The sequence below is a fragment of the Desulfoluna spongiiphila genome, from assembly GCF_900101345.1.
GTDB lineage: Bacteria > Desulfobacterota > Desulfobacteria > Desulfobacterales > Desulfolunaceae > Desulfoluna > Desulfoluna spongiiphila.
The window spans coordinates 72,134-95,173 of record NZ_FMUX01000002.1 but is presented as its reverse complement, the minus strand read 5'-3'; the positions used below and the strand labels follow the sequence as shown (position 1 = coordinate 95,173).

Annotated in this window: 20 protein-coding genes; 5 read left to right on the top strand and 15 right to left on the bottom strand. The window is 57.5% G+C overall.

The genetic code is table 11. From position 1 onward, the window contains the following. Nucleotides 1-271 precede the first annotated feature (271 nt). The gene (locus BLQ12_RS03540; RefSeq protein ID WP_092208335.1) at nucleotides 272-565 is read left to right on the top strand and encodes a hypothetical protein; all 294 of its coding nucleotides are present in this window, start codon (nucleotides 272-274) and stop codon (nucleotides 563-565) included. A gap of 111 nt (nucleotides 566-676) precedes the next feature. Here BLQ12_RS03540 and BLQ12_RS03535 read toward each other — a convergent pair whose 3' ends face one another. Continuing rightward, nucleotides 677-994: a cupin domain-containing protein gene (locus BLQ12_RS03535; protein ID WP_092208333.1), complete on the bottom strand. Its 318-nt coding sequence runs from the start codon at nucleotides 992-994 to the stop codon at nucleotides 677-679. Nucleotides 995-1,850: 856 nt separating this feature from the next. On the opposite strand from BLQ12_RS03535, the gene BLQ12_RS03530 reads away from it, so the two are divergent. The 3 genes from BLQ12_RS03530 (at nucleotide 1,851) to BLQ12_RS03520 (ending at nucleotide 5,229) form a co-directional block, all read left to right on the top strand. Beyond that, a complete protein-coding gene (locus tag BLQ12_RS03530) occupies nucleotides 1,851-2,825 on the top strand; it encodes an ABC transporter substrate-binding protein (protein WP_175469471.1) in 975 nt (324 codons plus the stop codon). Nucleotides 2,826-2,908: 83 nt separating this feature from the next. Continuing rightward, nucleotides 2,909-4,087: a HAMP domain-containing protein gene (locus BLQ12_RS03525; protein WP_092208329.1), complete on the top strand. Its 1,179-nt coding sequence runs from the start codon at nucleotides 2,909-2,911 to the stop codon at nucleotides 4,085-4,087. Between the two features lie 101 nt (nucleotides 4,088-4,188). Next, nucleotides 4,189-5,229, top strand: coding sequence for an ABC transporter substrate-binding protein (locus BLQ12_RS03520; protein WP_092208327.1), 1,041 nt, complete (start codon nucleotides 4,189-4,191; stop codon nucleotides 5,227-5,229). Nucleotides 5,230-5,498: 269 nt separating this feature from the next. On the opposite strand, the gene BLQ12_RS03515 is transcribed toward BLQ12_RS03520, so the two are convergent. Together BLQ12_RS03515 and BLQ12_RS03510 are read right to left on the bottom strand one after the other, a co-directional pair. Beyond that, nucleotides 5,499-6,425: a transposase gene (locus BLQ12_RS03515; protein ID WP_092208325.1), complete on the bottom strand. Its 927-nt coding sequence runs from the start codon at nucleotides 6,423-6,425 to the stop codon at nucleotides 5,499-5,501. A 190-nt stretch (nucleotides 6,426-6,615) separates the two neighbouring features. After that, a complete protein-coding gene (locus BLQ12_RS03510) occupies nucleotides 6,616-7,284 on the bottom strand; it encodes a Crp/Fnr family transcriptional regulator (RefSeq protein ID WP_092208323.1) in 669 nt (222 codons plus the stop codon). A gap of 470 nt (nucleotides 7,285-7,754) precedes the next feature. On the opposite strand from BLQ12_RS03510, the gene BLQ12_RS03500 reads away from it, so the two are divergent. Beyond that, on the top strand, nucleotides 7,755-8,318 hold the full coding sequence (locus tag BLQ12_RS03500; RefSeq protein WP_092208319.1) for a cupin domain-containing protein: 564 nt from the start codon (nucleotides 7,755-7,757) through the stop codon (nucleotides 8,316-8,318). A gap of 214 nt (nucleotides 8,319-8,532) precedes the next feature. On the opposite strand, the gene BLQ12_RS03495 is transcribed toward BLQ12_RS03500, so the two are convergent. From BLQ12_RS03495 to BLQ12_RS03440, 12 genes are all read right to left on the bottom strand, one after another. Next, nucleotides 8,533-9,168: a corrinoid protein gene (locus tag BLQ12_RS03495; protein ID WP_092208317.1), complete on the bottom strand. Its 636-nt coding sequence runs from the start codon at nucleotides 9,166-9,168 to the stop codon at nucleotides 8,533-8,535. Nucleotides 9,169-9,302: 134 nt separating this feature from the next. After that, complete coding sequence (locus BLQ12_RS03490; RefSeq protein WP_175469470.1) at nucleotides 9,303-10,895, bottom strand: BCCT family transporter; 1,593 nt, start codon at nucleotides 10,893-10,895, stop codon at nucleotides 9,303-9,305. Nucleotides 10,896-10,930: 35 nt separating this feature from the next. Beyond that, nucleotides 10,931-12,340, bottom strand: a complete 1,410-nt coding sequence (locus BLQ12_RS03485; RefSeq protein WP_092208314.1) for a trimethylamine methyltransferase family protein — start codon at nucleotides 12,338-12,340, stop codon at nucleotides 10,931-10,933. A gap of 109 nt (nucleotides 12,341-12,449) precedes the next feature. Next, complete coding sequence (gene panB, locus BLQ12_RS03480; RefSeq protein ID WP_092208312.1) at nucleotides 12,450-13,298, bottom strand: 3-methyl-2-oxobutanoate hydroxymethyltransferase; 849 nt, start codon at nucleotides 13,296-13,298, stop codon at nucleotides 12,450-12,452. 20 nt (nucleotides 13,299-13,318) lie between these two features. Continuing rightward, complete coding sequence (locus tag BLQ12_RS03475; protein ID WP_092208310.1) at nucleotides 13,319-14,776, bottom strand: trimethylamine methyltransferase family protein; 1,458 nt, start codon at nucleotides 14,774-14,776, stop codon at nucleotides 13,319-13,321. Between the two features lie 63 nt (nucleotides 14,777-14,839). Beyond that, on the bottom strand, nucleotides 14,840-16,069 hold the full coding sequence (locus BLQ12_RS03470) for an NAD/NADP-dependent octopine/nopaline dehydrogenase family protein (RefSeq protein ID WP_092208308.1): 1,230 nt from the start codon (nucleotides 16,067-16,069) through the stop codon (nucleotides 14,840-14,842). Nucleotides 16,070-16,437: 368 nt separating this feature from the next. Beyond that, nucleotides 16,438-18,288: a sigma 54-interacting transcriptional regulator gene (locus BLQ12_RS03465; RefSeq protein ID WP_092208306.1), complete on the bottom strand. Its 1,851-nt coding sequence runs from the start codon at nucleotides 18,286-18,288 to the stop codon at nucleotides 16,438-16,440. A 195-nt stretch (nucleotides 18,289-18,483) separates the two neighbouring features. Continuing rightward, nucleotides 18,484-19,329 carry an ion transporter gene (locus tag BLQ12_RS03460; RefSeq protein WP_092208304.1) on the bottom strand — a complete coding sequence of 282 codons (846 nt, stop codon included), beginning with the start codon at nucleotides 19,327-19,329 and terminating at the stop codon, nucleotides 18,484-18,486. 26 nt (nucleotides 19,330-19,355) lie between these two features. After that, the gene (locus BLQ12_RS03455; RefSeq protein WP_092208302.1) at nucleotides 19,356-19,970 is read right to left on the bottom strand and encodes a hypothetical protein; all 615 of its coding nucleotides are present in this window, start codon (nucleotides 19,968-19,970) and stop codon (nucleotides 19,356-19,358) included. Nucleotides 19,971-20,142: 172 nt separating this feature from the next. Next, a complete protein-coding gene (locus BLQ12_RS03450) occupies nucleotides 20,143-20,448 on the bottom strand; it encodes a ssr3402 family protein (RefSeq protein WP_092208300.1) in 306 nt (101 codons plus the stop codon). Nucleotides 20,449-20,495: 47 nt separating this feature from the next. Then, nucleotides 20,496-22,106, bottom strand: coding sequence for an eCIS core domain-containing protein (locus tag BLQ12_RS03445; protein WP_175469469.1), 1,611 nt, complete (start codon nucleotides 22,104-22,106; stop codon nucleotides 20,496-20,498). A gap of 263 nt (nucleotides 22,107-22,369) precedes the next feature. After that, nucleotides 22,370-23,020: a class I SAM-dependent methyltransferase gene (locus tag BLQ12_RS03440; RefSeq protein WP_092208296.1), complete on the bottom strand. Its 651-nt coding sequence runs from the start codon at nucleotides 23,018-23,020 to the stop codon at nucleotides 22,370-22,372. Nucleotides 23,021-23,040: the final 20 nt, after the last annotated feature.

The following is a 23,040-nucleotide window of genomic DNA, read 5'->3' as shown; positions in this document are numbered from 1 at the left end:
CGGTGTCCTGTTGTAGGCCCGATCAGCCCGACCTCTATTTACCACTTACCACTTACGACTCGCGAAAGTGGTTCACAGAGTGCACCTTACGGGCTGATGGCTCCCGGGGCTCGGTAAAGGGCTCCGGGCAGTCCCATCACTATTCACTATTCACGACTTACGAAATTGGTGCACAGAGTGCACCCTACGGGCTGGTGGCTCCCGGGGCGCTGTAAAGGGCTGCGGGCAGTCCCGTGCCTATTTACTCTTCACAAAAAAATGGGGGTTCATCATGATCTCATCGGACAGCCAACCCGGCCCGGGTATGTTTTCGGGATCGGAGATACCCGAGCTTTGCGACGCCATCAAAGATGTTCATCGCCTCCTCACGTCCGTGGGGGCCTTCTTTTCCGAACTGGAGGGCGCTGAGGCACCGGGAGGAAACGGCCTTCAGATAGACTTCAAGAAGTGGGGCCTTCGCACCATCACTGAGGATCTCCTGGAGCGGCAGTACCAGGCCGTGGAACACATTGTGGCGTTTTACAAAGGCGAACAGGAGAAAATGGCCCGGAGAAACAGGGGGTGACGGGCAGACGCCCCCTGCAAAAAAGCTGAAAATGGCTGAAACGTGGCGAGATGACCTGACTATGTGGCAAAGGGCAATCCGGGGCAGCTCACACAGAGCCGTATGGATACGTTATTCCTTTCGAAGGGAGATCCCCATGACCTTTGCGGTGGTGAGCCCTGTGTTCCAGACGGAGTGGCGTTTCTCTCCCGGAACCCTCAGGGACATGCCTTCTGTTACGGCAAAGGCATCTCCGTCCATCCTGATCTCGATTTCGCCTGCAATCACCGTGAACAGGTGGTCATGGGGATGCGTGTGGTCGGGGTCGGGGCCACCGCCCCGGGGGTCGATATAGGCAATGGCGCAGTCTTTTACCTCGTCATCGATGTGTGAAGAGAGAACCTGTGCCTTAAACGCTTTGTGATTCTTGGGTGTGATAAAATCATTCATTCTTTTTTCTCTTTCTTCATTGGTAAAGGATCTGACAAAACCGAAATATACACGTCACTCATGAAGACCGCCGGAATAAAACCACAGAACGTGGCCTACGCCCAGACCTATCCCGAATGGTTCAAGGTGACGAGGGACAGGTGCCGGTGAAAGGAGACACCCGGGGAGGACTCTCAGACGCTCCCGCATACCCATGCGACAAATGCCGAGAAGGGCTGGCGCAATGATAACAGAAAATGAGGCGTCAAAAAGCTCTTCTCGGGTATGCGTTGTTGGGGTGATATTTTCCGCCTGCTTTCTATGGAATGTGCGGATTGCCCAATGTCCCCGGAGTAAAAACTTTCCGGATCCTTAAACCAACGTACCCCTGAAATTTCCACGCCCTCCGCCATGCCTTGGGTCGTGGTTCCCCGGACCCTGTTCCGGAATAACGGACCCATCCAAAACCCCTTTACGGCGCATGTTTTCAACGATGATAATATATTTACAAATTGCTACAGTCTCATTTTAAGGAACAGCACGCCTTTAAAAGCACGTTTCCTCACCCAGCCAACCCATTCCTTCATCCTTAGATTTTCTCCGGGTGCCCTACCCCACCGGGGTTTCCCTGACCATTCTCCACACATCACTTCCAGATGGCATCAATTTTGCTAATTTCCCGATGAGGCAAAAAGGCATTTTACTACCTGAGATACTACACCCTTTTGATATGAATCCGCACAGGCCTTCGATCACTGCGGACAGGGAGACACGAATGCACCGTTTCACCTGCATCTTCATCCTCTTTTCCCCCTTGGTTTTATGTTGTTTAGCACTCTCACAGCCCCCTTCAGAGCCGGAAACACATCCCAAAGTCATGCTCCTCCACAGCTATCACGAGTCCAACCCATGGGACATCTCGGTGGAGGAGGGCATACGGGACGCCTTGGCCGACGAGTACTATATTCCGGACAAAAACATCACCCTTAAGTCATTCTACATGGACACCAAACGGCGCACCTCCCGTGAGTGGAAGGAGGACGCAGGCAAAATGGCCCGTGAAGCCATTGACCGTCTCCAGCCCGCGGTGGTCATCGCCCTGGACGACAACTGCCAGGAATACGTGGTCCGCCCCATGGGCAAAGCAGGCTGGGCCTTTGTCTTTGCAGGGGTCAACCGGGACCCCGAAGAGTATGGGATCATTTCCAATCGGGAGAACCCGGGGGGCAACATCACCGGCGCCCTGGAGAGGGAACGGTTCCCGGAGAGCCTGGCGTTCCTGAAACGACTCGTCCCCGAGGTCAAACGCCTGGCCCTCATCTCCGATGCATCGCCCACCGGTGCCCCTGTGGTCCAACGAATCAAAGCCCTGGCACCGGCCCATGGGGTGGAGGTGATTGCCTCCCTTGAAACCGATGATTTCACCGCCTGGAAAGCCTTTGTCACCAGGGTTCAAAATCGGGCTGATGCCCTGGCCGTGGTGGTCTACCACACCCTGAGGGACGACAGCGGTGCCCATGTGCCCGCCGAAGAGGTCCTCGCCTGGACCACCGCCCACAGCAGGCTTCCCGACATGGGGTTCTGGCCCTGGGCCGTCTCCCAGGGGCTCCTCTGCTCGGACGCCATCTCCGGTTATGATCAGGGGTATTACGTGGGTACCATCACCTCTTATATCCTGGGCGGTCAATCCCCCGGTGACTTTCCCGTGGCCGCCCCCCGTACCGGTCAACCGTGCATCAACAAGGCGCGCGCCGACGAGCTCGGCCTTACGGTGCCCGCGCACCTGACCAAAACAGCCAGGCTCTTCCCCGCCATGACGGCCCGGGCCACCTTCTCTTCCCCGCCGAACTGACACGCGCCTGGGCGCCGTGCCCGACGTTTTACCGAACCCTTAGCGGTTTATTCGAATGCTGCCATCAAGAAGGAAACGCACCCATGAACATTTCATGCAACCACTGCGGCAAAACTTACAGCATAGAAGCCCACAAGCTGTCCGCCGACCGTTCAAAAGCCAGATGCCTGACCTGCGGTGAATGGTTCGTCATTGACAGGGAAAATGAATCGGCCTCCCCTGATGCGGTGCACCTCACGCCAGAGGAGTACCAGGTGGTATCGGGCGACGCATCTTCTGAGCCCGAACCGGGCACACCCCCGATCCCCATCGCTCCCCCGGCGCCCATGCAGGCCCGGATCTCTCAGGAGCCCACCGAGGTGAGACCCCGCCGAAATAGCATTGGGCTCACCGGTAAATTCATTCTGTTCTCCATCCTCCCCTTTCTCGTGGTCTGCGCTGCCAGCCTCTGGTACTTCACCGAACAGGTGATGCCCCGCATGGATACCCAGGTCACCGAGACCATGTCCGATGCCATCTGGAGCATTGAGCAAAGGCATCTCCGGGAGCAGACCCGTTCCAATGCCCGGCAGGTCCGTCAGTATCTCTTCAGCCACCCGGACCTCATCAACCGGAACTTTAACCGGGACATCTATTTTAAGAAAATCGCCATCAAAAAAATCGGCACCTCCGGCTACACCTTTCTCTACGAACGACCAAGCCCCGGTGGTATCTGGCGCAGCTGGGCCCACGTAAACCCCAACATCGTGGGAAGCGACCTGTCGGACCTGAAACCGACCCAGCCCGACTTCGACGCCTTCTGGAAGATCCTCACCGCCGTGGAGACCAAACCCTCTGCCGAGGGCTTCTATGAGTGGCAGGACAAAGGACAAACCAGCCGTTGGTACATGACCGTCACCAAAGTGCGCGGCACCCCTTATGTGACCGGAACCGCCTTTAAGGCCGAAGAGATTGAAAAAAGCGTCACCCTGCTCAGACAGCGATCCCGGCGCATCACCACAGAGGCCCTGCACGGGACACTCCTGGCCATGGGTCTCGGGGCCCTTCTGGCCGCCTCTGTTTTCATCTTCTATGGCCGTCGCACAACCCGACGGATCATCCACCTCTCCGACGTGGCCGACCGCATCAGCCTGGGGGACCTGACCATACCCGTCCATGTCGACGCAGGTGATGAGATCGGCGAGCTGGCCGAAGCCATCAGCCGCATGCGGGACAGCATCAGCGTGGCGATCAAGCGTCTGAGGGGCAGAAACAGCATGTAACAGGCCCGACGTAATCCGCAGAAGGGTGCTGCAACAGCACCGCCCCATCAACCCAACCGCAGCGCCCTGGAAAGGTGCCCCGGTTTTCTGGAGAATCGACCATGATACAAAAAAGCCTGTTTTTTGCCCTGATGACCATGCTTTTTCTCACAGCCTGGGCCCCGGCGTCTGCCGACTCGAAACGTGTGCTGATCCTCCAGAGCTATCATGCGGAATACCCCTGGGTAAGGGACGTCAACCAGGGCATTCGCGAAGCCCTTGAGGAAGAACGGTTCATGGAAGGGGAGAACCTGACCCTCACCACCTTCTACATGGACACCAAGCGCCACACCGATGCCGCCTGGAAACAGAAAAAAGCCCGGGAGGCCCTGACCCTCATCGACACCCTGTCGCCGGGTGTTGTCATTGCAAGCGACGACAATGCCCAGCGCCACGTGGTAAGCCACCTCACGGACACCCCCTGGCCCGTCGTGTTCACCGGAGTCAACGCCGAGCCGACAGGGTACGGGTTTGTAGACAGCCTCACGGCACCCGGCCACAACGTCACCGGCTGCCTTGAACGGGAACGGTTCAAGGGCTCCATCCGCCTTCTCAAACGCGTGGTGCCCGGTGCCTCCCGCATTGCCGTCATCAGCGACGACGGACCGACCTCACGGCCGATCCTGAACCGCATCAAGGCACAAGCCGACGCGGCCGATGTCACCATCACAGGCATCATGGCGGCAACAACCTTTGACGAATGGCAACGCTTTGTCCTGGAGATGCAAACGCAGGCGGACGCCCTGGTGGTGATCACCTACCATGTGGTGAAAAACAACATAGGTGAGGAAGTCGCCCCGGAGGACGTGTTGCGATGGACCCTGGAAAACAACCGCCTGCCCGAGGTGGGATTTTGGAAATGGGCCGTGGAGGACGGCCTGCTGCTCTCCGAGGCGATCTCCGGCTTCCAGCAGGGCTACCACGCAGGCACCCTGGCCGCCTTCATCCTGGAGGGCCAGGCCCCAGGCGAATTCGCCGTCACCACTCCCCGGCGCGGCGAACGATGCATCAACCTGGCACGGGCCAAGTCACTGGGCCTTGCCATCCCGGCAGATCTGCAAACCTTCACCACCCTCTTCACGGACCAACGGGTTCTCAAATAAGGGCACAAATAAGGGCATCGCTTGGGGACAGGCTCTTTATCTATCCAAGCTAAAATTCTCACGGGTAATCCCGAATCGAGCCTGGCGTTTAATCATAAAAACCGTTTCAGAAAATGGAATGTGCGAACAGGGGTGACATAAATTCAAGTCTGGTTATCAAATTTGCTGGAGAAAAAGAAAAAACTGACCATGGAGGGAGTGGAATCCGCCCACAACACATCAAGGCGAAGGATTTTGCATTGGTATAAAAACGATCAAACAGAAAACAGTCATGCCTCGGACAATCGTTTCAGGGAGTACATCCCCTCAATCCCTTTGACTCGCTTCGGAATTTTTACCCGTGCGGATTGAAAATGATCCTTGAAAGTTTCATACTGTGCCTCGACAAAGGCCCGGGAACCGATGATCCCTGAATCCGTAAAATAGCGGGACCTGTATCGGAATCGCCGCAGCCGGTTCATATCAAACCCTTGGGCTGCCTCCTCATCCAGCACCTTTCTGGATATTTTCGCTTTGCCTCTCTTGTCGATGGCCCCTAAATGATAGAGATACTCTCGGTATGTTCTGAATCGCGTCGACGGATCACCCACGCCAAAATCTGGCATCCCCAGGTCCGATGAGAGAAACCCGTCCTTGTTTCCCGTCTGGAAATGGTACCCCATGGAGCACCACCGATAATCTTCCGGGCGTTTCACGATACCGGCCCGCACGGCGTTCAAGTCGATATACGCGAGGCAATGGATCAACGTGTTTCCCTGCTCGACGATGACGCTCTTGAAGCGCTCACCCCACAGGGTCCCTTTACGCTTTTTGCGCTTGTTGTAAAAACAGGAGAACCGCTGCTTGATGTCCTTGACGTAGGCCGACAAGCTGCTGAATCGCTCTCGATACTCATCCAGCCGCCCCTCGGGAAATTCCGTCCCTTCCCCATAGAGCAGATGAAAACGCCTGCGCACCTCGTCGTTAGACATGCTGTCCCCTGGGCTCACCTGCACCAGCAGGTGGAAATGGTTTCCCATGATGGCAAACCCCAGAACCTCGACACTGTATATCGCCGAGTACCGTTGAATGATTCGTACCAACTCGTCTTTCTCGACCTTCCCGAACGGAAGGCCGTCCAGTGCGGTCCGGCTGATCACATGGTACGCGGCCTTTTGACCTGAATCCGTCACGACCATACGGGGAACTCGCGGCATGATACCTTCCTCCCTGGCCCTGCATAATCAAATTTATAAGCTGGATTTCAATGAAAGATTTTTACTGTCATTTAAGAACGATACGCACAATTCGACTATCACACACCGACGCACAAAAAGTCCAGCATAAAGAGCCTGTCCCCTAACGCCCTAACGCCCTAACGCAAAAACGCCTTTTCGCCTTTTGGGCTCACCATTCTGCGTATTCCGCGAGACGCTCTGGATCAAATATCTCAAATTTGTTCTTGGTGATCTTGCCGATAATATTCTCGTCGCGCAACTGCGCCAGAGCCCTGGACACAGTCATTAAATGGAGTCCGAGAAAATTTGCGATGTCCAATTGGCTGATAGTGATCCCGTGTTCACTCTCATAAAGCTGTAAAAGGATTTCAGCGACCCGTGTAACGGGCTTATTATTTGAAAAATTTGCCACAAAATGGCTGAGGTAAATCCGTTTAAAAATAATGTACTGCGAAAGGTTAATGGACAGCTCCGGGTATGAGCGGACAAAATCGACATCCATGAATTGATGTGGAGGAAACGTATAAACCTGGGTATCCGCCAGGAACTCAAAAGAGACTCGGTCCTTGAGATGAATCATGCAACCGGCTTCATTGCACAGGGAGTCTCGTCCCACAAAGTACAAAATACGCTTTTCACCACTATCCAGATAGCAGCTGTAACTCAAACACCCTTCCTTCACCAGATAGACCCCGTCGGCCGCCTGGTCCACCACCTGCCCCTTGGAAAAGGAGTGCAGCGTCGCCATGTGAAGGATATCTTTCCAGCACGTGTTCATCCCTTCAATCATGATGTTGACCTTCTGATTTTCTGAAAAGTCGTATGGTTTTTCAGTCATCACGCCCCCATGATCTCACCGCCCGCTTCGAAAGTTCCCGCCAATGGATTCAGTCCCAAGACCACATTATCATACCTCTGCCAGATCAGCAGCCGCAACTCATCGCAGGATTATTCCGGCACCAAGAGAAGATGAACTTAAACACAAACAACCAGACCTTCAGCATGCCGGGTTTGCCATACCCTGCCATGGAACACACCGACTCTAAAACGCAACAAATGTTATTTTTTTTCCACTGTGTGCGGGCTACAGTAGCCACACATCAAAGGCGCTTTTGGTTTCAAGAACTTACCCTGCAGCTGAGACGATACAATGGCCAAAAGGCACAACATCGCAGGGCCATGGGGCTGGCTTCCGTGTTAAGCCCGCCCCGAACGTCCTCAGCGATGCATGATGATTTCATCACCCATATTTGATTGCAGGGGACCGTATGAAAGCGCCCCGAAGAAAAAGAAACAAGGAGTGGAAAGATGGATATAGAATCTTTGAAGGAATCGATTGAAACGAAAGTATATCATATTCAACCTGACAGGGAGGTGCCGTTGCATGAGCACCCAACCCTGGATGAGGTGTTTTATTGCGTCCAGGGCTCAGGCTTTGGGGTGCTGGAAGACCAGGAGATCGAGCTGAATCCCGGGGATGTGTTTGTGGCACCGGCCGGAAAAATGCACTCTATCCGAAATGACGAGCCCATCGTATTGACAGCCATTCTCATCCCTGTAAACAGGATTGTCTGCCATTGTAACCAGGTCAGTTACGCCGATATCAGGAAAGCCATGGCCTGTGGGGCCCGCACAGTGGAAGAAATCCAGGAAATCACCGGCGCAGGCACAGGGTGCGGAAATTGTATCGGGGAGATCGAGCACATCTTGTCGATGGCCTGCGGCTGCAACAATGTGTCCATGGACGATGCGGTGAAAGCCCTCCATGGGGGTGCCGATACCGTTGAAAAGATGGTGGAGGCAACAGGGGCAGGCAATGGCTGTGGAAAGTGCAAACATCTCCTGCAAAACATCATTGACATCAAGAGGTGATGACTCGGTGAGAATGGGGGCAGATCATCCCTGTGGGCAGGCGCTTTCAGCGTCACTGCCCACACAGGATCGCCCCCCTTCTCCATGGGTCAAAGGCACAACGATGCCTTACCCGGCGTCAGATTGGTAACCTGCCATTATCCGGCAAAAACCTTCGTTTTTCTGTTCAATCGATTCATGTCATGGGCCAGTCCCCTGCCGTAAGGCCAGGGAGTCATGCTGTCACCACGGCCTTGGCCAGCTTGCTGGCGGAACCGGCATCCGGGGCGTAACCGTCGGCGCCGATCTCGTCGGCAAACCCCTGGTTCACCGGCGCGCCGCCGATGAGGATCTTCACCGAATTTCGAAGGCCCGCCTCCTCGAAGGCGTCCATGGTCTTCTTCAACATGGGCATGGTGGTGGTGAGAAGGGCCGACAGGGCCACGATATCCGCATCATGCTTCCGGACCGCTTCCACAAAGGCCTGGGGCTCCACGTCCACGCCCAGATCCACCACACCAAACCCCGAACTCTCAAGCATCATGCGCACCAGGTTCTTGCCGATGTCGTGCAGGTCGCCCTTGACCGTACCGATGACGAGGGTACCCACGGTACGGTTGTCCCCCTCGCCCAACAGGGGCTTGAGAATTTCCACGGCGGAGGTCATGGCCTGGGCGCACATGATCACCTCGGGGATAAACATCTCGCCGGATTCCATCTTCTCACCAACAAGATCCATGGTGGAGATCAGCCCCTCATTCAAAATCTCCACCGCGGGAATACCGGCGTCCAGTGCGCTGTTGACCCGATCAATGAGCTGGTCGGTATCTCCTGACATCAATGAAGCCATGATGGCATCGTGATTTGACATGAACGTTCTCCTCTGTGATGTGGTGACTGCAAAATGACTCTTCCGTTCGAACCAGCCCCCGACGGCCCTTTCGGTGCGTTTTCCAAAAGCGACACGCCGAAGGCAAGGTCGTTTTCTTTCCATCCATACTTATATCAAGCGTTCACCGGATTCTTCTCTTGCGCCTCAGGGGCCGGGCGGCTCTCCTCGGCAGCCGGAATTCGCGGGTCATCCCTTCGCATGGACACCACCATGCTGACGCACATGCCCATCATGATGAAAATAATGAGCAGTGAGGCAACGATGGAGGAGAGCTGAAGACCGGAGATCCCCTTACCCACCATGACAAGGGTGATCCCCAGAAGACCGATGACGATGGCCCAGAGGGCACGGATACCCTTGGGAGGCAGCTCCGGGTTTGCATCGGAACGGGTGGAGACCTGGGCGCAGACGTATGAGTACGAGTCCACGGTGGTGGATAGAAAAATCACCACAAGGATCAAAAAGGCTGCGGCCATGATGCTTCCCATGGGGAGCTGCTCAAGCATGGTAAAGACCACACCGCCTGTGCCGGTCTCTGTCATGGACTCCACCAGACCTGTCTTGGCGATGAGTTCCTGATAAAGGGCGGTGCCGCCGAAGGCGGTGAACCAGAGCCATGTGGCAATAGGGGCCACGAACATGTGCACGAGCACCATCTCACGAATGGTCCGGCCCCTGGAAATGTTGGCCACGAACAAGCCCGTTGCAGGGGCCGAGGCAATCCACCACGCCCAGTAAAAGATGGTCCACCCCTGGGGAAAGCCCCCATTGCTCACGGAGTCGGTCCAGAAACTCATCTTGAAAAAATGGGTCAGGTACAGGCCGAAGGCATCCATGCCCATATTGATCTGGAAAATGGTGGGTCCTGCGAAGAAGACGAACAGCATGAGGATCATGGCCAGCGGAATGTTGATGTTACTGAGCACCTTGATGCCTTTGTCGATACCGCTGACGGTACTGAAGGTAAAGATGGAGATCCAGACCACGGCGATGAGGATATAGACCATCTTCGTCTCGGGGATCCCGAACAGAGAGTTGAGGCCGGAGGCAAGCTGCATGATGCCGAGCCCCGTAGCCGTGGTCACACCGCCGATGACACCGATGACGAGAAATGAATCCAGCATTTTGCCCGCCCACCCGTCGGCACGCTCCCCCATGAGGGGCCGAAAGGCGGCTGAAAACCGAGGACTTGCACCCTTGCAGTGCATGAAATAGGCCATGGGAACCCCGATGGCCATGTAGATGGCCCAGGGCGTCCACCCCCAGTGAAAAAAGGCGTAGGCCAGGGAGAGCACCCCAGCTTCGGGGGTTCCGGTTTCGACCCCGAAGGGAGGGGCCTTGAAGATGGAGAGGGGCTCGGCAGCGCCCCAGTAGACGAGGCCCACACCGTAACCGCAGGCAAAGATCATGGCGAACCAGGAGAAATAGGAATATTCGGGCTTGTCCTCCGGGCCTCCCAGCTTGATCTCGCCGTAACGGCCGTAGGCGAGCCAGAAGGCGAAGATCACCAGCAGGAAGCCCACCAGCAGATAGAGCCACCCGAACTGATGGGTGGCCACCTTAAAGGCGCGGTTCATGACCTCGCCCATGCCGTCGGTGTCGGTAAATGCCCAGCTGAAAAAGGTGAGCACAACGGCCAGGGTGCTTAAGACGACCGGGATTTCTATGCGTTGATGCCAGGGACGATCCGTTTGATTTGTCTTCATCTGTTCCTCCATCTTCATGTCATTTTGGCCGGGCACTACCCTGCCGTATGGCCGACAGGTATGCCCAATGATTCAAGGAAGGTGTCCAGTTGGTTCTGACGGTTCGGTTCATGGTGCGGCGGTTTATATGCGCTCAGCAGGCGATCACGGGCGGCGTCGATGCGGTGGTCGAACACCTCTTTTCCCGTACGGCCCTTCAGGGGTCCCCGCCAGCTGACGGACGGGATCCAGGGAGTGGTGCGGCAGTTTTTCAGGGTGTGGGGGTGGGCCAGGAAGGGAACGCCATCTACCCCCTGCTCAATGACGGAAACGGCCAGGTCGTCGGTGGCGGTCTCATACCCGCCCTCCAGGTACTCCACCATGGAGATCACCTCAAGGTCGGTGATGAACTTCTCCACGCTCATGGCCCCGTAAGCATCTAAGATCCCGGCGCTGTGCAGCATCAGGTTCACCTTTTCGCGACGGGAGACCATAAGGGACATCATGCTCTCATAGCCGCTCTGGGCATTGACGCAGCAGGCATCGGTCCCGCCGCCGCCGCCGCGACAGGGAAGGCCGTAGCGTTTTGCCAGGCGGGCTGTGGTCATGGCCTCAAGGGAAAAGCCCGGCGAACCGATGGAGACCCCGCCGGTGGCCATGTCCGCGGTGGTGGCCTGAAGCCCGTACACCACCGGGGTCCCCTCCCTCAACAGCTGGGTGATGGCCACACCGGCCAGGGCCTCAGCGTTGCCCATGGCAAGGTTCCCGGCCAGGGTCACCGGTCCCGTGGCACCGGCAATGGGGCCGGGGGAGATGATCACCGGCTGCCTGTACCGGGCACAGACCTCCATGGTCTCCAGGGCAATGCTGTCGAACTGAAGCGGACTGGTGGCGTTGACCAGGGTGAGGATCTGGGGTTTTGCTTTAAAGGCATCTTTTCCTCCCCGGGCGATGGCCATCATCTCCATGAGAATCTCCACCTCGCGGCGATGGCCGGGCATGCCCATGAGGCACTTTTCGCTGTGCAGGATTGCCGCGCGGAGCATCAGGGGAAAGCTGTGCTCCGGGGTGATGTCCGAGGGCTGCACAAGGACCCCGCCGTTGAGGCAGAAGGCCGGGCTGCTCTCCACAAGCTTCAGGAAGGTGAGGTAATCCTCAAAGGTCGTGCTTCGCCGCACGCCCTCCCCATCGAGGATGGAGGGGCACCCGTACCCCGCGCCGTAATACGTCCGATCTCCCCCCAGGACCATGTCATATGCCGGGTTTGGCGCGTGGAGCCTGATCTCCGACGGCGCTGAGGCGATGAGGGACTCCACCTGCGTCCGCGTGAAAAAGAGGGTATCACCGTCCCTTCGAATACCGCGATCCGAGAGCATCTCCAGCAGCTCCGGATGGTGAATCCGGACGCCGAGGGTTTCAAGGATGCTCATGGATGCTTCATGGATACTGCTTAACGGGCTGTTCATTACACCTCCTTCTCATGGCATGTACTCGCAAAGACGCTGGGCCGCTTCAAGGCCCCCCTCCCCTGTCGGAGCGATCCTGTCACAAAAAAAAGGGGGGGGGCATCACGGGTCACTTTTCAAGGCAGTCAAGGAGCTTGGGAAGCTCGCCCTCCACCATCTTGTAGGTGTGCTCGTCGGCCGGGAACTGCCCCGCCCTCACCTCCTCGCCGTAGGCCTCGAAGGCTTTGCGGATCTCGGCCCCGAGGGCAGCGTATTTCTTGACAAACTTGGGGGTAAAGGCCTGGAAAATCCCCAGGACGTCGCTGCAGATCATGAGCTGGCCGTCGGCGTGGATGCCTGCGCCGATGCTGTAGACCGGGATGTCCAGCCCCTCGGTGATGATCTTCATCACCTCAGGGGGCACAGCCTCCACCAGAAGGGCAAAGGCCCCGGCCTCCTGGATGGCGTAGGCATCTTCGATAAGGGCCATGGCGGTCTCGGCGGTGCGGCCCTGGGCCTTGAACCCGCCCAGTTGACCGGAGCTCTGGGGCGTAAGCCCGATGTGACCGATGACCAGCATGCCGCCGTCTGAGATGGCGCGGATCTGGGGGCAGACGCGTTTGCCGCCCTCCAGCTTGATGGCGTCCACCGCCGCTTCCTTGTAAAACCGCCCGGCGTTAAGCACGGCGTCCTCCACGCTCACCTGGTAGCTCAAAAAAGGCATGTCGCCGACGATAAAGGTGTTCGGGGCGGCCCTTCGCACCGCCTCGCAGTGCATGAGGCACTGGTCCATGGTCACGGGCACGGTGCCGTCATAGCCGTAGACGCACATGCCCAGGGAATCTCCCACGAGGATCATCTCGGCGCCGGACTGTTCGGCAAACTCAGCGGTGGGGTAGTCGTAGGCGGTAAGCCAGACCACCTTCTCCTGGTTCTCCTTCATCTTCTGCAGGTCAAAACGGGTGGGTTTGCGTTTCATGTGCTTTCTCCCTCTTGGGTCTATGACGCGTCTGACATCGGGTTGATGTTGGGCCTTGCCTCAAGTGTCCGGGTCCATGCGTCCAGTTCGGCCAAAACGGCCTCATCAAGGGCAGGTACCTTGTGGGTGGCAAGGATGGCGTGCATGGATTCGCGGATCTTTGCCCTTACCTCGGACGTCTCCGGATTTTTCATCTTGCGGCTGAAGAACTTGGGGTAGTGGATGGTCCTGAAGTTCTTCATGGTGTGCTTCTCCGTGAGATAGGCCCCCCCGGGACCGATGCGGGTGATGATCTCCACCATCTCGTCAATGTCGTCCACATCCACGCCGCGCACATAGTGCTTGAGGTTCTCGATAATCTCATCGCAGAGCACCACCAGCTCCGGGTTGACGCTGTTGCAATGATCGGAGACCCCCACGTCGTGCACCAGGTTGGCCTTGGACAGAAGGGTGGAGAAGATCTCCTGGGTCACCTCCGACACCGCCTGGATGTCCAGTCCCTTTGCATCGGTACACCCTGCCGTGCCGTAGAAAGGCAGGCCATAGTGACTCACCAGCTCGGACGCCGCCGCCACCATCAGGTGGAACTCCACCGCGCCGTAACTGCCGATGGATGAGATCATGTCCATGATGGAGGGCATGGCACCGTAGATAAACGGAGCCCCCGGGCATGTGCGCTGGTGCACCACAAGGCCTCCCAGGGCTTCGGCGTTGCACTGCACCAGGGCACCGGAAAAACTCATGGGCGCGGTGCCCCCCATCATGCAGTACGGCATATAGACCACGGGAATGCGGTTCAAGGCGCTGATAATCAGTTTTTCCGTGCTCTCTTCCGGGTGAGAGAGGGGCGGAATGGGTTCGCAGTAGTTAAAGATAAAGGGCTTTTCGGCCAGGGCCTCTTTGCCGCCGGCCACCACGGCCGCGATATCGATCACCTCCTGAAGGCTGTCGATGTCGTTGGTGGAAAAATTAATGGTCTTGCTGAAATGCTTCACCGTCTCGATAAAAGAGATCTGGGTCTGGATCTCCGGGGCCACGTCCTTGCTCATACCCACCGACAGAATAAAGTCGATGTTGGGCAGGGCGTCGGCCAGGGTGCACATGGTCTTGGTGTCGGCCTTGAGAAAGGGGCGCACCTTGCCGGTGTCCGGGTCCACAAACTCCAGCTGGTCGGCGTGGGTACCGAAATGGACCGCGTTCTCGGTGTTGATCACCATGGCCTTCTCACCGGCACGGTTGTAGAGCACCAGCTCCTTGGGGACCGTCTCCAGGGCCTCTTCCACCAGGACCCTGGGGATCTTTACCATGCCGTCTACGTCCACCTCGCACCCGGCGTCACGCAGAACCCGGATGCCGCGCTCGCCGCCCACGCGCATGCCCACCGTTTCCAAAAGGGTGAGGCTCGCCTCATGAATCTTCGCCACCTTCTCCGGCCCGAGGAAGGTGACATCGATCTGTCGCTTCATCTCAATTCCCATGATCTCCTCCCAATCGCCTGGGGCCCCCGGGAAAAGGGGGCCCAGGCCTGTCTCTCTTCGCCATTAGGCTTCCAGCGGCTTGTAGGTGCCCTTGTGCAGGTACTCCAGCATCTCGTCACCGCTCATATGGCCGATTCCCAGGTAGTCCAGGGTGTAACCGGTCTCGTAGTAATCCGATTCGGTCATGACTCCGGCCAGGCTGATAAGGGAATCCACGATGGGGGTTTTGACGCCGAACTTCTTGCCAAGCTCGTGATAGACATGGCAGCCCACGGGGATGTCTTCGGTGATGTAGCGGTTGTGGACGGTGAACGGCCCCGTGCCGTACTGGATGTAATCATGCTCTTCAAAGGGGATCTCGTAATCAGGGCCCATGTACTCGCAGCCCAGGATGTTCTCGCGGGAGAAAAACTGCTTCTTCTCAAAAAACTGGATACCCACGTTCATGGCCTCGGCCAGGGCGCACTGCTCTTCATACAGCCCGTACTGGACCTTGGAGATGGAGGGGCAATAGGCATGGGAGTAAATGGAAAAGTCGTTCTTCTCTTCGCCGTAGATAACGCCCCAGTTCTCCATGACGCCCACCCCCAGGATCACGCCGGGGCAGTGAAGGACCGGGTTGACGTTTGAAAAACCGGTGTCCATGACGGTGTCGCCTCCGGCAACGCCATCCCCGTTGGTGATGGCATCAAAGGCACCGATGTGCTTGGTGGACTCCAGGAAAACATCCTGGTCCAGGGAGGGCAGGGACGCGCCCCGAAGGGTGATGGCGCGGTAGTAGGCGCGAATGCTGGGAAGTACCACCCCGCCCTTGATGTCCACCCGGCTTCCGTAGGGGGAGCTGGACCATCCGCCGATGACCACCTTCTTGTCGCACCCGGCTTCACGCATCATCTTTCGGAGCAGAAGCGACCCGTAGTTGTCCGGAATGATATGGATGATCATGCCGTCTTCAAGGGCGGGGATCAGTTTTTCGAAAAAGGCCCGGTGCCCGAGGGACGGGGTGGTGAGGATGACGATGCCCGCGCCTTTCACCGCTTCGGCCACATCCGTTGTCACACCGTCAAAAAACACACGACCGGAACGTTCAAACCCGTAGAGGTTGAGCTGATCGCCGTAAAACTTCAGGCCCTGCTTCTCCACGCCGAAGAGGGTCTGGTCGGAAAAGGGGGGAAGGTCACACAGACGCACAGTGTTCCCGGCCAGGGCGCAGTCCCCGGCCACAGCCTTGCCGACGCCACCGGCACCCAAAACGGCAATGGGTTTGTTTTGAACATTCTCGATAAAGTTCATGCGTCACATCTCCTTTGTTGCTCAGACAGTCTCGTATGATGGGCTTCACGGGTGTCCGTGAAACGGCTTGGACGAAAAACAAAGGGCCTCGCACCACCTGGGGTAACCCCTTCATCGAATTGGCCTTTTTTTCGTCTCTCGTTTGGTGAAACTGCCTTCTGGGTATTGCCAGAGTCGTGCCAACCACGTTTCCATTCGACAACAACCTGTAAACAAAGGCTTTTCCAACACACCGTGACTCACACCCCCAACAAAAAAACCGCGCCAAAAATGACGCGGTTCCGGCCCCTGTATGGAAAAACCTTTGTGCTGGAAGGGGTTATGACCCAAGTGCGCCAAAGTTGACGCATGCGTCACCCCTGACGCCCTCAGGTCTCCTGATCAATCCCGTGCTGACGAAGCCGCCGCTGCAGGGTTCGAAGCCCCACCCCCAGGCTCTTTGCCGTATGGGTCCGATTCCCGCCATGGCGTTCCAGAGCCTTCAGGAGAAACTCCTTTTCGAACCGTGCCACGGCCTCTGCGAGGCTCTCCTTGCCCACAGAGACAGCTAGGGTCTCCCCATCTTCAGGTACCGGGCTTTCGGGAAATGTGGAGGCAATAAAATCAACCTGCTTGAGGGTGAGATAGCGCTGCACCATATTCTGCAGCTCACGCACATTGCCCGGCCAGTGATAATTCTGCATGGAACGAATCACATGTTCGGGCATGGTGGCGATGTGGCTGTCGTCGCTGAACTTTTCGAGGAATCGATAGATAAGCAGAGGGATATCGCTTCGCCGCTTGCGCAGAGGGGGAAGGTAAATGGGGACAATGTGGATGCGAAAGAAAAAATCCTGACGCATGGCCTGCTTTTTGACCAGCTCTTCAAGATCTCGGTTGGTGGCTGCGATGATGCGGATATCGGGGCGTTTCACCTCCTGGCCCCCCACGGGGGTGAACCCGCCGTCTTCAATGGCCCGGAGCAGCTTCACCTGCATGGACAGGTTGATCTCACCGACCTCGTCAAGAAACAGGGTGCCGCCGTCGGCCATCTCCAGGTAGCCGGGCCGGTCTGCCGTGGCCCCGGTGAAGGCCCCTTTCTTGCACCCGAAAAACTCACTCTCGAGAAGGGACTCCGGGATGGCGCCGCAGTTCACCGAGACAAATCGGCCCTTGCTGCGTTTGCTGCGGTTATGAATCGCCCGGGCCACCAGTTCCTTGCCGGTGCCGGACTCGCCGTAGATGATGACGTTGGCCTGGGACCCGGCGGTGTTTGCGATGAGCTCGTAGACGTCCTGCATCGCGGGGCTGTTTCCGATGATCTCCCCGAACCCCGGTTCCCCCGTCACCAGGGATTTGAGCCTCAGGTTCTCATGCAGAAGCTCCTGCTCGATGGTTTTCTGGGCGGTGACGTCCATGGTGAACCCCTCGATACAGACCAGCTCACCGCTGGTGCCGAAAACCCCCGTGCCCCGCTCCCAAACCCACCGAACACCGCCGGTGGCCGTGGTGATGCGGTAGACGATCTCATAGCGCCGCTTTCGGCCCAGGGCTTTTTCGACCTGGTCCCACACCAGGGGGCGATCATCTTCATGGATAAGGCTGTTGTAGATCTCCCGGTCGCCCATGAGCTCCGTGGGGGAATAGCCGGTGAGTTCCAGGCTGCCGTCGCTGACAAACTCCATGACCCAGCCGTTGGCCGCCACCTCCCGGCACCGATACGCCATCCCGGGGAGGTTCTGGAGAAGGGTCTGATGGCGCCTCTGGCTCTCAAGAAACGCCTCTTGCCAGTCTTCTTTGCCCGAAATGCTGGAGACGCGTCCCGAAAGGCGCAGGGGCCTGCCCGGGCTCTCATCGAGTGTCCCACGGCAGAGGGTCCAATAGTAGGCTCCGCCCCGGGCCCGAAGGCGAAAGGCCACTTGCACGGCCCTCCTTCGCTGCGTCAGCACCCGGGCCATGATTCTGCGGATGGCACGGTTGTCTTCAGGGTGGATATAGTCGATCCAGATACCGGGGGAGGGATCCTGCTCATCCGGGGCGTATCCCAGCATGGCATAGTAGCCGCCGCTGCACACCGCTTTGTCCTCCCCTGCCACCCACTCCCACAGCTTGGGCTCTTCCGTTTCGAAGGGCGCACTGCGCTCCTCAAAAAAAAGTTCTTCGGGATTCAGCTGGCAAAGCCTGAATTTGAGGTAGGCAAGTTCTTTCTCCAACTCTTCATAACTGGGCGCTTGTGCCATCACACACTCCAGAAATCAACTCATGGAAAAACACAGATAATGACGTGATAACTGAAGATACTAAAATAAATAATTTAGAAATTAAAGAGCTGATTTGCTGAGGATCCAGAGGGAAGTATCGAGGCACCATGGCAGCCAACTCGTGGAGTTGGCCTGAGAAGGCCACCAAGGTCAAGGGGGAAGGTATCGACACCTTCAGGTGTCTTGCCCGGTCTCCGGGTTTAATCGCTCCGAGCAGAATTTGCAGAAGACGGCATCGGGTTCATGGCCTTCTGCCATGCAGCAGGGACACACCTGTGTGGAGACGGTCTTGCGGCTCGCCAGGCTCAGCTCGGAGGTAACAATACCGGTGGGCACCGCGATGATGGCATACCCCAGGACCATGATCAGGGACGCCAGGGCCTGGCCCGGATTTGTTTTGGGTGAGATGTCTCCGTACCCCACGGTGGTCAGGGTCACAATGGCCCAGTAGATACTTCTCGGGATGCTTGTGAAGCCGTACTTCGGCCCCTCGATCAGGTACATGAGAGACCCGAAAATAATCACAAGCACATGGACTGCCAGCAAAAAAACGGTAATCTTCCTGCGGCTTGCCTTAAGGGCCCGAACCAGCACCGAGGCCTCCCCGATGTAGTTGACCAGCTTGAACACCCGAAACACCCGCAGCACCCTCAGGACCCTGACCACGATGAGGTACTGGCTGCCGGGAACAAACAGGCTCACATAGGTGGGCAAAATAGCCAGAAGGTCCACCACCCCGAGAAAACTGAAGGCATACCCCAACGGCCTTCTCACGCAGGCCAGCCGCATCAGGTACTCCACGGTGAACATCAGGGTAAAAAACCACTCCCACCGGTAAAGATAAGCCCCGTAGCGGGCGCTGAAGGCCGAGACGCTGTCCAGCATCACCACCAGAACGCTCGCCAGGATAGAGAGGATCAAAATCACATCAAACCATTTACCGGCCCGTGTGTCGGCTTCAAAAATGATCTCATGAAGCCGATGCCTAAAAACCTGCACAGCTTCTTTTGGAACGGCCATTGTCAATCCTCCACAAAAAAACCGGTTCAAGGGGCCACGCCCCACCGATGATACCCCCACGTCGACTCCCCGTCGGTGGTCTTTCGGCCGCCGCAGGCAGGGTACCCCGGCGGTACGCACAGGACATTGCGCATGGTGGCATCTATGGTAAAACGGCTGAACATGACCGTCAGCTTTTCATGCTCGGGGTTCAGCTCCGGCAGGGAGTAATAGACCAGCTCCCCCAGGGATTTCCGCAACCAGTCCTCCACCGCCTCGTCTTCACCCAAAGGGGCGCCGAAGGTTTCTGAAGCCGCCATGGCCGCAAAGTTGGCATACTGCCGCACAGACCAGTCGCAGAACTCCAGGACGTCATCTGCGTAGCTGAGTTCAAGCAGGTACGACCGCTCGGCCTCGGCCAGGGAGGCCTCTTCCTCCTCCGTGAGCTGATCGTACAAAAACTTTGCCACCGGGCTTTCGAGCTTGTGCACCACAAGGCCCGGGTGCTCGCCGCTTCCCCCGCCCAGGAGAAGGTCCCCGGGAGACGCGCTGAAGTCATAGCCGCCCCAGGCATCGCCCTGGATCTCCTCAAGGGGATGATAGACAGGCAAATACCCCAGGGACCCGATGTATTCGTGATCATACGAATCGATATAGCTCATGCATTCCCCCTTATATACATTTGGTTTAAGGACTATGACAAAAATAAAATATACACGTATTGGCGTGTATGGCATTCCATAAAGGCCTTACCGCTCGGTGAATTCCCGCCACCACCAAAACGGACAACACTTCAGAATGTATGGTTATTTTACAGCCGCACCCTAACGCCCCTCAGTCCCTGTCGGATGCACTGCCGGAGCAGCTTCGCTTTTTAAACTCCAGGGGATCGGCCGGTCCGACCAGCCCCTTGGGTTTTACCGTTTTCTTCCGCCCGAAGATCGCTTTGCACCCATTCCCGTAATAAACGGTGTACTCCTTTAAATCGATGGATGTCACCTTGGCAGCCACCTCGGGGTGTGTTTTGATGTAGTCCATCATCACCTCCAGGTCCTCCATGTTCTGGTGCTGAGGAGGCAATGCGGCCATGGCAAAAGAGGCCCAAAGCAGAACAACCCACAACAAACTGATCACTCTCATCCAACGTCTCCCTTTGTCGAACCGGTTCTGTACGACACGTCGTAAAACTAAAAGGTAAATCCCAGGTTGATGCCACCCACATGGGCCTTGGTGGTGGTCTGCTCGCTCAGGTTGCGCAGGGCACTGAACCTGTAAAACGGGCTGATGCGGAACCGGCTGATATCCAGGCCCAGTTGTGCCTGGAAATACCCTCCGATAAGGGTGTCCATGGACCTTTCCGCTCCGTCTTCCGAAGGCTGACCTCCGCCCTGGACCCCGCCGGACAAGCGCAGGTGGGTCGGTGCCAGGGGCGTAGTGGGGATGTTGAGCAGGGGCAACTCAACCCCGAGTCCCATCCTGCCCAGGATCGCCTGGCTGCCGATGGAGTACTCGGCCCCCAGGACAAGGGGAAACGAGATGCCGCTGACCTCAAAGGTGTCGATGCTGTATCCGAACCCAAGGGTGCGAAACTGATCGAGGCTGTTCACCTGCAGAAACACCCGGTGCCGCCGATCCCCCAGGCCCCCTGCACTCACCGGCCCGGTGGGGGCCAAAACGGTGTCGAAACCGGGAGCGGCCACATTGGGTTTCCGTAAAGGGAGCCCCGCGCTTCTCAGCATGGATGCCACAACAGAGTTGCAATTGGGGCCGTCCGGGGCATACGGGATGTTCCAGCCGTTAATCTGCCGCGCGTGGCCTTTCATGGTCCGGGCCTTGGTGCACGCCTGGTCCCCCTGGTATGCGGTCACCGAGGGAGAGCGGGTGTCGTAATCGATGAAACCCGGCTGATAGGCCCCACAAATGGTTGCAATGTTGCCGTACCCGGTTCCGCCGCCACCGGGGCCGCCTCGGAGCGCCCACGCGTCCCCGTTGGCGTCGGTGAACACGACATACAGGTGAAAAAACGAAATGTTGGGCATGGAAATTTCCCCTGCCCGGACATCGATACTCCCGCGGCAGGTCTGGGGCGTGCTGCCTGCAAAATTATCCGCGCAGGAGCGCTGGAGCAGCAGTGGCTGGCCGGAGGCCTTCTGCTGCTGCACCACATGGGTGAGTTCGTGGGCAAGCAGATGCCGACCAGCCGGTGAGTCGGGGGCAAACTGACGCCTTCCGAACACAATGTCGCGGCCTGCGGTATATGCTTTTGCGTTGACGCGCTCGGCCGACAAAGCGGCCTGTTCGTCGGTATGGATACGGACCTGTGAAAAATCCCGGCCAAAGGAGGACTCAAAATGTGCCCTGCTCTTTCCGGGCAGTGGGTTTCCAGTGGAACGGGGTAAAGGGACGATCATATCGGGTGCAAAGGGTGTCCCCGGCCTCTCTTCGAAGCTCTTCTCCCGCAAAAACCTTGGAACCCCGGGAGCCGGTCGCCCTGTAACAACCACTGCGGACCCCGCAGAGCCGTCACAGGCCTTGCAGGCAACCTCATGGGCAATGCGGTCGGCTTCCCGCTCGCACGCATCGCCTGGAGCACTTGCCCTCAGCTTCGCCTGAACGGCAACGTGGGGGTTGCCATGGACAATCATGGGCATAGAAGCCCCAACGCCTTTCTCACGGGCATCCCTGTCCACGGCGTCATGTCGTGCCAACACCTGGACAGACCGATTCCCAAGGGCCCGTTGCAGGGTAAGGTTCGGCCCCCCGGACAGGGGATTACGGCAGACCGCCCCGGGGGACATCCTGGCGCCTCCGTGTGAGAACGTTTCTTCCGCTGTCTTTGATTTCCCCGCCAACGCGCGCATGGTAGCCCTCCCTTCCGTCTGAAAGGTAAACACACCGTAAAGGCGGCGGAAAACAAATATCCGCAGCCCCATCCATCACCGCCCCCAAAGGGGTTCCCCACGTGTTATGGAAATAAGTCGTCAGGCGCCGTGCAATCTTTGGTCTTTTGTTTGTGGCGTTTTAAGCCTAGGCTGGAGTCATGGACGATGAACGGCAGGCACTACCCGTTGTTCGTTGCCGTCAGCACAAACAAGGCGCTTTGCCTCCCGACCTCGGGGTGGATGTTCCGGAGCATGTTGCACTCCGTGATGGAAAAGCCCTTGAACGCCTCAGCCAATTCATCCCGTGAATAAAAGTGGAATAGCCTGCCCGTTCCGTCATCAAAGGTGTTTGGCTCGATCTCTTTCCACTCGTGCCTCGGGTAGGATTCGTCCTCCTCATCCAGGACACTGGCAAAAAGGACACCGCCTTGTTTCAACACCTTCTTTGCCTTGACGAGTAAGTCTACCCGTTCTTTCAGGGTTAAGCAATGAAGGACATTGAGCATCACAACCACGTCAAAGGAGTTGTCCGGCAAATCCTCGGGGATGGAGTCCTGCCGGATGAATTCGCATGGCCTTCGGGCCTTGCCGCTTCCATGGGCCACGGCCTTTTCAATGGCCCGTAATGAGCTATCAACACCCGTCACCCGAAGTCCCTCTTCGGCCATGAGGTACGCATAATTGCCGTCTCCGCAGCCGAAGTCCAGCACCGATGCCACCGGAAAGCCGCGAAGGCATTGTTGGAGCATGTGCCAGAGCGGCTCATAGACAGGGGCAGGCTCAGTGCCTTTGTAGTCGGTATCCCAGGGGCTGTGGGCAGTCGTTTCCATGGTTGGTCCTCACAATCTTT

Bases quoted from the DNA above. Each gene is read 5' to 3' on its own strand.
- BLQ12_RS03540 (WP_092208335.1), top strand. From the start codon at position 272: ATGATCTCATCGGACAGCCAACCCGGCCCGGGTATGTTTTCGGGATCG.
- BLQ12_RS03535 (WP_092208333.1), bottom strand. From the start codon at position 994: ATGAATGATTTTATCACACCCAAGAATCACAAAGCGTTTAAGGCACAG.
- BLQ12_RS03530 (WP_175469471.1), top strand. From the start codon at position 1,851: ATGCTCCTCCACAGCTATCACGAGTCCAACCCATGGGACATCTCGGTG.
- BLQ12_RS03525 (WP_092208329.1), top strand. From the start codon at position 2,909: ATGAACATTTCATGCAACCACTGCGGCAAAACTTACAGCATAGAAGCC.
- BLQ12_RS03520 (WP_092208327.1), top strand. From the start codon at position 4,189: ATGATACAAAAAAGCCTGTTTTTTGCCCTGATGACCATGCTTTTTCTC.
- BLQ12_RS03515 (WP_092208325.1), bottom strand. From the start codon at position 6,425: ATGCCGCGAGTTCCCCGTATGGTCGTGACGGATTCAGGTCAAAAGGCC.
- BLQ12_RS03510 (WP_092208323.1), bottom strand. From the start codon at position 7,284: ATGACTGAAAAACCATACGACTTTTCAGAAAATCAGAAGGTCAACATC.
- BLQ12_RS03500 (WP_092208319.1), top strand. From the start codon at position 7,755: ATGGATATAGAATCTTTGAAGGAATCGATTGAAACGAAAGTATATCAT.
- BLQ12_RS03495 (WP_092208317.1), bottom strand. From the start codon at position 9,168: ATGTCAAATCACGATGCCATCATGGCTTCATTGATGTCAGGAGATACC.
- BLQ12_RS03490 (WP_175469470.1), bottom strand. From the start codon at position 10,895: ATGAAGACAAATCAAACGGATCGTCCCTGGCATCAACGCATAGAAATC.
- BLQ12_RS03485 (WP_092208314.1), bottom strand. From the start codon at position 12,340: ATGAACAGCCCGTTAAGCAGTATCCATGAAGCATCCATGAGCATCCTT.
- panB (WP_092208312.1), bottom strand. From the start codon at position 13,298: ATGAAACGCAAACCCACCCGTTTTGACCTGCAGAAGATGAAGGAGAAC.
- BLQ12_RS03475 (WP_092208310.1), bottom strand. From the start codon at position 14,776: ATGGGAATTGAGATGAAGCGACAGATCGATGTCACCTTCCTCGGGCCG.
- BLQ12_RS03470 (WP_092208308.1), bottom strand. From the start codon at position 16,069: ATGAACTTTATCGAGAATGTTCAAAACAAACCCATTGCCGTTTTGGGT.
- BLQ12_RS03465 (WP_092208306.1), bottom strand. From the start codon at position 18,288: ATGGCACAAGCGCCCAGTTATGAAGAGTTGGAGAAAGAACTTGCCTAC.
- BLQ12_RS03460 (WP_092208304.1), bottom strand. From the start codon at position 19,329: ATGGCCGTTCCAAAAGAAGCTGTGCAGGTTTTTAGGCATCGGCTTCAT.
- BLQ12_RS03455 (WP_092208302.1), bottom strand. From the start codon at position 19,970: ATGAGCTATATCGATTCGTATGATCACGAATACATCGGGTCCCTGGGG.
- BLQ12_RS03450 (WP_092208300.1), bottom strand. From the start codon at position 20,448: ATGAGAGTGATCAGTTTGTTGTGGGTTGTTCTGCTTTGGGCCTCTTTT.
- BLQ12_RS03445 (WP_175469469.1), bottom strand. From the start codon at position 22,106: ATGTCCCCCGGGGCGGTCTGCCGTAATCCCCTGTCCGGGGGGCCGAAC.
- BLQ12_RS03440 (WP_092208296.1), bottom strand. From the start codon at position 23,020: ATGGAAACGACTGCCCACAGCCCCTGGGATACCGACTACAAAGGCACT.